Origin of the sequence: Enterococcus eurekensis, from assembly GCF_042654605.1 — a bacterium.
In the GTDB taxonomy this organism is placed as follows: domain Bacteria; phylum Bacillota; class Bacilli; order Lactobacillales; family Enterococcaceae; genus Enterococcus_I; species Enterococcus_I eurekensis.
On record NZ_JBHSGT010000021.1, the window covers coordinates 1 to 11483 of the forward strand.

The 11483-nt window shown below is 41.5% G+C and carries 4 protein-coding genes; all 4 read right to left on the bottom strand.

Features of this window, described 5'->3' with window-relative positions; translation table 11 throughout:
* Nucleotides 1-623 precede the first annotated feature (623 nt).
* Entirely contained in the window at nucleotides 624-1370 is a 747-nt protein-coding gene (locus tag ACFO3L_RS03955; protein WP_106776073.1) for a hypothetical protein, read from the bottom strand.
* On the bottom strand, nucleotides 1367-2233 hold the full coding sequence (locus tag ACFO3L_RS03960) for a class C sortase (RefSeq protein ID WP_379964073.1): 867 nt from the start codon (nucleotides 2231-2233) through the stop codon (nucleotides 1367-1369). The genes ACFO3L_RS03955 and ACFO3L_RS03960 overlap by 4 nt, the downstream gene beginning before the upstream one ends.
* Nucleotides 2234-2337: 104 nt before the next feature.
* A complete protein-coding gene (locus ACFO3L_RS03965) occupies nucleotides 2338-3885 on the bottom strand; it encodes a SpaH/EbpB family LPXTG-anchored major pilin (protein ID WP_379964075.1) in 1548 nt (515 codons plus the stop codon).
* A gap of 5 nt (nucleotides 3886-3890) precedes the next feature.
* Nucleotides 3891-11390, bottom strand: coding sequence for a Cna B-type domain-containing protein (locus ACFO3L_RS03970; protein WP_379964077.1), 7500 nt, complete (start codon nucleotides 11388-11390; stop codon nucleotides 3891-3893).
* Nucleotides 11391-11483 lie beyond the last annotated feature (93 nt).

The window sequence follows — 11483 nt, forward strand, 5'->3', positions numbered from 1 at the left end:
ACTGGAAGAGATTGTCCGTTGAGAAATCCCTTGTAGATGCATTTCAAGAATTTTATGATAATTGATCATAAAAATAACCTCCTGTAACTTATTTGTATGAAAACTCATACATAAATTAAGTATACAGAAGGTGATCAATTTGGACGATTATTTTCGCACTCGGTGGACTTTTTGCCCGCATTCAGTGGACGAATGTTCCGCACTGGTGGACTATTCCTAATGCCGTATTCAATAGTGATATACAATACATTTATACATATATATCAGCACCAAAGAGCCTTGTCAAAAGCTGTCGAATGGTGCCGGGAACAGAATCTTGAATTTGATGCAGTTAATGACAATCTTCCGGAAATCATCGAATTCTATGGACACAACAGCCGGAAGATTTCCTGTGATTACTATATCGATGACCGGATGCTGCTTCCGGAAAACGCAAAGGCATAGAACCCGTAAGGGGGCTATGCCTTTGCGCTTATTCTGTAATATTCAATTCTCTTTCTGCTGCCTTGGCAAATTCTTTTTTTCTGTCCACCAGTTCATTTTTCTCCTGTTCAGACAGGCAGTTGAAAATTTCCTCATAATCCATTTCTTACTATATTTCCATACCAGATCTACCGTATACATTATTTTTCTTTTCGTTTTCTATAAAGTACAATAATTATCACAAGACTACTAATCGCAATCAAGACCCAGGGAATTATATTGGTTGTATCACCAGTCTTCACGATATCTATTATGTTCTGGATAGGAGCAGGTATATCCGGCTTCGTTGGAGTCGGCTCTGTTGGCGCTGGCTTATCTGAATTTGTCGGTGTAACAAGTGGCTTTGCAGGAGTAACCCATTCACCTTTTGGTTCTATCACTACATCATATTCTGTTTTTCCATTGATTTCAGATGGAATATTCACAAGGAATGGAGCGGATTCAAATTTATCTGTACCACATTCCACATTTCCAATTTGTACAAGAAGATAAATTCCTTCCTCTAACTCAGCAAAGCTTGCATGACCCAAGTCATCTGTTACTTGCGTTGTTCCGGAAATATTACTTTTTTTCGCATACTCAAATAAACGTTTCGCCTGTTTCTCTCTTGCTTCTGCACTTGTGTCTCCTAGCGACACGCCTGAATTCTCAAAACCGTTTTCCCAGATCCATTCATCGTTTTTCTTATATTGAATCGGAAATATTGCGAACTTTGCTCTGGAAAGAGTTACTTCTTCATCTGTATGATTTCTCCCCTTATAAATGATCTGAATACTTCCTTTTCTGGTTCCATCCTCAGCATGAACCGTTGAAACATCTATAAAACTACTGAAAAGAATAAGTATGACCATTAAAAGAAGGCGAACACTTTTTATCTTTTTTATCACCTTATTTTTCTCCTTTTTCTATCCCTCATACTGTACATTACAGTTATAATTAATCCTATGAAAATTACTATGATTGTTACAATCAACACTTTAGCAGTAAAGGATAATTCTGGTTTCACATCTACATCCGACTCCTGCTCCGTTGCTTCCTCATATGGTATCCGATATCCACGGACTAAAAGTCTGTGTTTATTAATCGCATATGGAGTGCAAGTGACAAGTGTTGCATAGTCTTTACCGGATTCGATGGCTAACGCATCTGTCTCTTCCGGTAAAACAGTCAAAATCTGATCTATCTGATATGCCAGAGTTTCATCTAAAACTTTAATATAGAATATATCCCCTTCTTCCAGCTTATCTATATTGGTAAAAAGTGTTTTGGTGGGCAGCCCTCTGTGGCCGGTCAATACCGTATGAGTACTTTCACCTCCAACCGGAAGGGACGTGCCCCAAAAATGGCCGACTCCCGCCTGCAGAACTGCTTCGCTTGTTCCATGATAAATAGGAAGTTCTATATTAATCTTGGGAATATGGATATATCCCATCATTCCTGTTCCATCCGGATTCAATAAACTCTGATACCGTTCATCAATTTCCGTATTCTCCTTTGAGGACGGATCAATAAGATCGATATTTCCTAACATTTCCTGATTGTATGCTCTCGCATCTTCCAACATTTGCTCTTTTTCTGTTTCGCTTAGCTTTATACTTTCCTCATCATAATAAGATACCACTTTGGAGCTATTCTTTTCATTCAGATAACTGCTCAACGTTGGATATAACAATACGGAGAATGCAACCAAAAGCACGATCAGACGAATGATATCATTTATTGTTATCTTATTTTTCTTCTTACTTTTCATTTCATTCCCCCTGTTGTTATACTTGGAATTGCGGTTACCTTCCGTGAAAGATAACCGCCCATTCCTTAAATACTAACTTATATCTTTAGTAAAAATTATTATACTTATTTTCTTTTATCACGGATATAGCTTACTGCAACACCAAATACCAGAAGAACTGCAATCACAGCAAATACAATAGTTCCACGTCCACCAATAAATGGAAGAAGAGAACCTGTGCTGTTTGCGATGTCGATGATTTTATCAGTTTCAACTGCTCCATCTTTGGAAATTGTCCAATTATTTACTTCTGTATCTGCGCTCTTTGTGATTTCAATTTCAATTGGAGCCGTCAACTTGTTGTAACCATCTGGAGCCTGTGTCTCTACCAAATAATAAGTTCCTTTTGCAAGACCATTGACGCGAAGGTTGTAACCTTCTCCAGTAATCTCTTTAACAGATTCAAATTCTGTAGTAGAAGATGTTGGATCTACTACATAGCTTCCTGCAACTGTTGTTTCAGATACCTTAATCACATTTGCCTCATCAACGCTCTCTTTATATAATTTAAATTTTGCACCTGCTAACTTTTCTAATGTAGCTCCATCAGTACCTGCTTTTTTCTTTAAGATATCTAACGGATAGGTCGGTGTCTTTGCCTCACTCGGTGTTGTAGTTGTTGTCTGACCCGGTTCATTACCATACTCTAACTCAGCCTTGTTCTTTTCTGTTACAACTGCATCTTTATTTACCTTTGCATAATATGTGACGGTGAATTCTTTTCCTTTATTTTCCTGGTTAGCTCTTACCCATTCAGATAAATCAAGAGACATTTTTCTGTTGCCTTCATCGGAAAGTGCTGCTGTTGTAGGTACTGTGCCTTTATCTGTAACCCCTTCCGCTGTAAATGCAATTGTAACATTTACTTCATTTGCATTATCAAGAGCGTCTCCGTTAGCATTTTTTACAAAATCAAGACCTGTTGATAATTCATCATGGATTTTGTATACATATTCTGCATATCCTGTTGTATCCGGAATAGAACCTTTTACGGTATATGTTACGACATCACCAATATATACTGTTGGTTTATCAGCTGTTTTCTCAATGCTTGGTGCTTCTGTTTTTAAGCTTACTGTATTTGTTGTAGCATCTACTGTAACTAAAGAAGACTGAATTTCTTTGCCGCCTGTTACATACACAAGATAATAACCTGTATCTAAACCTGTAAACTCATGAGATGTTTTGCTCTCTGTGATTTTTCCAGAGGTAGCTGTTGCTGCCAAACTATTCGTCAACGCATACGTTGTAAACTTGTTTGCAAAGTTCTGTACTTCTTGAGTATCACTGTTACCAATATTTCTTACAGCATTCGCAATGTCCTCATCCGTAGAGGATTCTGTAAGTGGTGAACCTAATACAGATAACAGTGCATCTTTATACCCAGCTGCTATATTCACTGTGTATGCATAGTTTATTGTTTCTCCACTTTCTGACTCTGTCACATCAAATAATTTGTACAGATTAATTGTCTGACCATTCAAATCCTGTGCGGGTGTTGTTGATTTCACATTAACTGTAAGTGTTCCTTCTGCGGCAAATGCAGTGATTGTCATTGCCATTGTCATCATTGCTGCCAGCAGCATTGCCATGATTTTTTTCATTCTCTTCATGCCAGTTATCTCCTTTTCTTTGAAACTTCTTTTGTTTTATAGTATTTCAGCTTTTTGTTTTCCTTGCATTTTTTATATCTCATGATGAAATATAACAGGAAAAGCAGAATAGCTATCAGATAAATAAAATATCTTCCATATCCTCCGGTATTCGGAAGACTTGAGAAATGTCTGTTGTTGGTTATCGTGAAGGTAAATCCATCCTCCGATTTCTTTATCGTCGTCGTATAACCAACTATCTCCGCTTCGGTAACGGAATACGTGTAATAATATATGTTATCTCCATCTGTCTTATATGCCGGGAGTTCTTTTATCACCTCCTGCCATTTAGATTTATCGCTGGAACCTTTTATAGTGTAACTCTCGTAACCTGGTACTATTTCTGTTTTTTCATTTCCTGCCTTGTCTGTCCAGATACGTGATATTGTTACCGTGATACTATCTGGTCGTTTATGATCAAAATTATTGAAATCCTTCCAGATTTTATTAATTGTCAGCTTGATGTGCTCATCACATGGATCCTGTGACTCGGACGGTTCCGGAGTATCACTTTCTCCTGTGTTCAAGGTTGTTTTAGTATCTGCCATCAATACTGCTTTCGCTGACGATTCATATGCTTTCAGTTCTGCTGTTGTAGACGATGTATCATCTGTCAGCTTTGCATTTTGCAAAGTATCATAGCTTTTTACCGAATTCATATGTCCCAGCGTGTAAATATCCCACCCACTGGAAGCATCTTTTTCATAGCTGAGATTCAATTTTTCTGAATTCTTTTTGATCTGATCCAGTGCCGTATCCAGTTTTCTGTAAATACGGTAGTTGTTCTGCTCTCCTTCGACCTTCTCTTTTGTATTGAAAGAATAGGAAGAATTTAAGCTGCTTTCTCCGCTGAATGGTCCTACCAGATCTGGAGTTCCCCGAACCACATCACAGTAGTACATATTGTTGTTCTGAAGAAGACCTTCGTTATTGAATCCAACAAAGCCGCCGCTTCGTCCATCTTCTGCAGAACCATCTTTATCATTTCCGGCTCCACCGGCATAGACATCATATCCATAGCTGATACCATAGACATTACTGTCCGTGATTTTCGTTCGGTTTGCTTTGATCAGACTGATACTGATATTGGACTTTGTATCATTATCCTGTTTGATTCCATCTGAATCACAGGGAAGCTTGATCGTGGAATCTCCGATTTTAATAATCGCAAAATCTGTCTGCTGTTGATTTTCTGTCGAAGCCTTGGATAAACCCACCGATATTTTTAATCCAAGCAGATTGACACTTAGTAAATCACCTTCATAAGCTGCCTTGATCTGAATAATTCCCAGATTAATATTCAATAGATTTGCTGCCTCAAGCTTATCCAGATAGAGTGCTTTCACCAGTTGATTTAAAATGGTAAGTAATGCATTCACTAATGTGGAATCCAGATCTATATTTCCAAGGTATTCGTAGCTTGTCCTTCCGGCAAAGCCTCCGGCTGTTCCTCCGGATGCAACCTGTTTGAGCCCGTTTGCCTGAATATTACTATCTCCGGCAATACATCCTGACATCCTCGCAAGATTCGCATAACCGATAAAACCTCCAGCAATCTCTTCCTCGCCTCCACTGCTCTGTACGGTATAACCACCATCCACTCCGGCTACACCGCTGTCCTCAATATGTGAACCAAATACATCCAGGACACCTGCTGCTCCTCCAAGAAGTTGCCATTGATTGCTACCCAGAACATTGATTTTGTTTAGATCCACAACACCACTTTTTCCGGAATAACCGATAAAGCCTCCGGTGCTATTTCGGCCGGTTACATTAGAAAGCTTTGTAACACTGCTGTTTTTTACTGAACTGTTTAATAAAGAGCCTCCAAAGCCTCCGGCTGTTCCGCTGTATGTCACCGCGTCATTCTGCCCGCTTTTCACGGCTGTATGTGCACTTACACTTAAGCCGGCATCCGCACTTCCGCTTACGGATCCATCATATACATAAGTACGGAATGCATCTAAGACATCGGTACGCCCAAGCTGAAGCAGATATTTGAATAATTCTGTCTCTGTCTTTCCTGAGACCTGCACTCCGGCATCGACATCCGCTATTCCAAAGAAGCCTCCGGCATATTCCCCGGCAATAACAGAACGGATTCCCTGTGCAGAAATTCCCGCTTCCTTGGTATCTTTTTCCCCAAGTACAGTTCCGACAAGACTTCCAGCAAATCCTCCCGCTGCTTTTGCATAGGAAGTGTTACTGCCTCCGCCTGAATAAGCACCATTTACGATGATTCCCCAGTCATCCCAGGAAATAACATCTGCATAGCGGATCGTTGCTACGGTCGCATTCATGACTTTTATAAAATCTGCAGGAGTATTCAGCAGTTGATTTAATAATTTACTTAAAAATAATCCTTCACCAGCAGTTGGATCCACTGTTGCTACACTTCCCGGTCTTGAGCTTCCAACAAATCCACCAACATAGCTTCTTCCGTCAACTCGTCTCAGCTTTGTAACCTGGCAGTGAGCATTATTTTCGCCCCAGATCTGTCCACCGATCAGTTTTCCTACATAACCTCCTGCATAACCACAGGCATCCTTGTCATTGATTCCTTCTGACTGAACAACTAATCCACTCTGGTAACCTTCTACCGAAGATTTCTTGATCACCGGCACAAATACGTTAAGTACCTGCAACATTTGTCCTAATTGCAGATTAAGACCGAGGATATCAACTCCTCCAAGATTTGCTGCTCCGCCGTTTATCATTTCTCCTGCAAAACCGCCAGCACATCGAAGCCCCTTAATCGTCTTCGCCTGATAAGCCTGTCCATTTGTAATGGTTCCGGTCTGCATGAATCCAACATAGCCGCCAGCTGCTCCGCCATTTGCCAGTTTTATCTCATCCCGATAATTTACTCTTCCTGCTACGACATTGTATCCGTAAGCATACTTTCCAATGATCGCATCCAGTTCAGCCTGATTAGTTACTGTTCCATGCTCAGCAAGATCACTTCCGTAACCACCTTTTTTACCGACAAATTCCACCCATTTGTTCCAGGTCTCATAGTCCATCAGAGCAAGCGGTCCGTAAACTGCCGTATTTTCTTCTGTCGGATAGACAACACTGAGAGCTCCCAGGATATTATCTACTTTTACCAGTCCCCACAACAAGGACAGGTTTCCGGTACTTGCCGTATCTGCTGACTCCATAAGTCCTGTGAAGCCACCAGCAATTTCTTCTCCGTATACTGATCGGATCCGAACTGCCTTACAGGTACTGAGCGGTCCGGCATATTCTTTACCTTTCCATTTCTTTGTATTATTTCCCCAAATGTGACCGCCTTCATTATGTCCTGCATAACCTCCGGCCATACCTCTTTGTACCTGCGTTGTGGAATCCGCATCTGCCCGAACTGCACCACCGCAGGGAATACAGGTTGTGGAACTGTTTCTGATTGTTGGAACAAAGTCTTCTGCAAGAGAGGCTAATGCACTTTCTACATTCACAAGTCCGCCTAAAATACTTGCGTCTCCAAGGACATTTGCTACATTTCCCGGTTCCAGATCTCCCACATAACCACCAGCTGTAATCTGACTGATGATATAAGAGAAGTTATTTGCGTTGGAATCCTGAATGTGTCCACCGGAAATCTTTCCGGCAAATCCTCCTGCATCTCCAAGAACATCATTCGCCGACGCATCCGAAGCAGTATTTTTCCAGGATGCTTTTACTGCAAAACCTCCAACATTTCCTGTAACATTGGAGTGTTCAATTGTCGAAACAACGACGTTTAATGCATCCAGCACATTGTTGATTCCTATTGCTGTTCCAATAATACTTAAACCTTTTCCAACGGAAGCTGCGGAACCGATATTCATATAGCCGATATATCCACCTGCATATCTGGCACCGGTTACTGCATACTGGCTCTTTACATCATCAAAATAGTTTGAGCTATCTACATCTTCCAAACCCTTCTCAGGCTCTGTTACATCCGTATGTTTCAGACTCGTAACATCACAGTAGCTTACCTGAACACCACTTCCGTAACCGATAAATCCTCCGGCGCTTCCGGAATAGCTGTCCTCTGATTTTATTTTATTCGCAGTAACGGTAAAACCATTGTCCGACTTGATCCCTGCATACTGTACATATGGAATGTAGGCATTGATCAGGTTCAGCAAATCGCCAACATTAATATTCAGCCCCTTAAGACCACCAAGAATACTGATACCTCCTCCGGCATCCGCTAATGCACCGGAGTAAACATTTCCTCCGAAGCCTCCGGCATAAGACTGTCCATTTACATAGTCCAGATTATAGACAGAATAATAGCTGCCTTCTCCTGCCTCCTGATTGTTGACGGTTCCACTCTGAAAGCTTCCGGCAAAACCACCAGCTGTATCTGCTGAAACTCCGCCTCCATTAATATAGGTAACGGTACACATAGTGTAGGAAGGAATCAGATATTTCACTGCTGTCAGTAATCCGTTGATATCTAATATTTTCGTCTCTTTATCTATAAAGACATCTAAGTCATCCTCAGACGCCACATCTGCAAGACCTCCCGTCTGTGAGGTTCCAATAAATCCACCGGCAGATCCATCGGTATCATTTGCTGTTACTTCTTTCAGATTTTTCACATCCGACTGATTGATTTCACAGCTGTAACTCTTTCCGATGAATCCACCAGCCACATAATCTGCTACTCCTCCATCTGAATTCGTCCCTGTTGCTGTTACAGTCAGTCCGTCTGTCATATCAGGCTGATAACCGATCACATGGGCATCTGTTATCTTAACGCGGACCCATTCTCCGGTTTTCAATAAATTTTTGACCTGCAATAAATGATTGAGTCCTAACAGATTCAGCGTAAGACCTCCCGCTCCTGCCAGATCTCCAGGACCTGCACAGCCGACAAAGCCTCCGACTCTGTTTTTGGCGGTGACAGACTTTAATCGTTCTAAAGTAACAGTCTCTACATCTCCGCCAACTGCCTCACCAAGTGCGCCGCCTGCATAATTTTCTCCGGCTTCTACGGTATATCCGGTATCTGTTCCTGTAACAGTTACATGATGGACGGTAAAGCCCAGAAAATTTCCGATTCCCAGTGTACCATTCAAAAGTCCTGTAATGCTCGCTGTCGTTACACTTCCTGCAATTCCACCAACACGATTTTCCCCTGCCCTTACTGTCTGTAATCCGGTAACCACGTTATCTCTTCGTGCTACGCTTCCAGTTTCCAATACACCGTATTTCCAATAAGAAAGCTTAGTCAAATAATCCGCACTGGATTCCGCAAGATAGACACCATCACCACCACCCAGAATACCACCTGCATAGCTTTTTCCAGCTTCTACTGAGATTGCCGAGCAATTCATATTGCATCCAAGGATTGCGGATGGTGCGATACCGGTAAGGGAAAGCAGCATTCCTGCCTTTTCCGGATCACTGGACAAAAGTTCTGTAAGCAATTCTCCTACTGTCTTTAAGAGACTTGGATCAGATACTTCATCTTTTCCAAGGTTAGTAACCCAACCGACGGTTGCCGTTCCAACAACTCCTCCTGCATAGCTGCCTGTTGCTTTCACTGAAATACTTCCGCTTGCGCCACAATTGATCGCGTAACTGTTTGTCAGAGCACCTGTAATGCCGCCTTGATAATTCTCACCTGTAACCGTAACATTGCAGTTTGTAAGGTTACATCCCATAAGCAGACTTTGCGGCTGCATTACATGAATCAAGTCAATACCTATTTCTGTTAGAGTTCCTTTGATATCGGCATCTCTGCCAATTCCGGCAAAGCCTCCGCCATATTCCTTGGTATTAACGGTATAAGTACTGTTTTTTACCGAGCAGTCAAATACTTTGGTTCCAACCAGTTGTCCGGCAAAGCCTCCGGCATAATTCTTATCTATATTTCCGATTGTTCCAGTCAGACCATCGACATGACAGTTTTGAATAGTGACATTTTTGTATCCGGTTGGAATTAAGTTGCCAACCGGCAATGCATTTTTCAAAAGGATCGTGATCAGATCTCCAAGCCCCAGTCCAGGTATTGCATTTAATAATGACGATAAGATATCTACAGTCAGACCCAAAGTTTCTGATAATCCCTCATACTGAGTGACACCTTCCGCGTATCCGACAAATCCGCCTGTCCGTTCGTTGATATTTGAAACTGAGATGCTTCCTGTTACATCACAGTTCTCAATAACAACGTCACCAACTACTCTTCCTGCAAAAGGGCCCGTCGCATAGAGTGTCGGATCCGTTGCTCTGGCATTCAACAGGTCTGATAAAACATCTTTTAGACTTAATTGCACCTGACCAATAGTCAAAATACCTACCAGTACATCAACAACACTTCCAACCAGCCATCCTAGTCCGGATGTTAACCCACTGAGTAATGTCTGTGTGTTTTTGTGTTTATTCGTATTATTTTTAACATCCACATTTTTTAATTCAATGTTGGATACTTTTACCGTTCCTGCACTGATACCGACATTATTTACGTTGATCTCGTTTGTTATCGTTCCGAAGAAACCGACTCCCATATACTTCGTACTATCCATTTCCTCAGTCTGATTTATATTAATATTGGAGATCACAGGTCTTCCGGTTGCCAGAATCGAATTCCCATCTGTGAGTATCGTCTGTCCTTCCGCTAACTTTGCACCGATGATATCACCCGATACCCTGAGTGGAGTCCAGAGATCATCTTCTTTATTGGAATTTATTCCTTCTTTTGATAAATCAATATCACGGAAAATAATATAATTCGCGTTGGAGGAATATTTCAGACCACCGTATTCTTGCTTTAACTTCGTCAAGCTTGCTGTTTTATTGTCAGGTAACCCTTGGTCGTTAACGCCACACAAACTACCAGTTCCTACTGTAAGACTACCCAATAATGTCCCTAACAGTCCTCCTACTCCCTCCAACAGCCCTGTAACAATACCATCGCTTGTCAAATCGACATCTGCCAGCTTATACTTACCATTATCTTTATAATATAGATAAGAGTTATCACCTATTACTGTATCTGGCTTTTGATGTAATCCCGAAAAATGGGTAGTTGCACCTTCTGTTGCAACAGCATCAAGTCCAAGATCCGCATCGCCTGGATAGTATGGTGTGTAGAAAGGCTTTCCACCAAGTAATCCACTTACCAACCCTTGGCTGTAATAGACATATAGTCTCGGAGTCACGCTCTTATTGCTTCCAATCGCCCGCAGCTGTGACTCATTTCCAATCAAAATATATTTCTTACCGGAAACTTCAACATATAACTGTCCCGGTTTTGTTCTTCCGTCAGCATGCTCACCATCCAGCCATTGAACTCCAGTCGCCGTTTTTTCTGTCAACTGATCTGCCACCAGTTCCGGTTTATCCGAATTAAATTTCTGCGACAGTACATACTTATGTGACTTGGCATAAGTCAGATACTCCTGATCCTCTCCATCCGGATAGATCATCTGTCCCATACCAAACTGCGGTGCATCATAGTCCAACGACATGACTGGTTCAGTTTCAGACTCTTCCTGAGCAAGTACCATTAACTGATATGGATTATATAGGTAGATCGTATCCGTATCTTTGTCGTA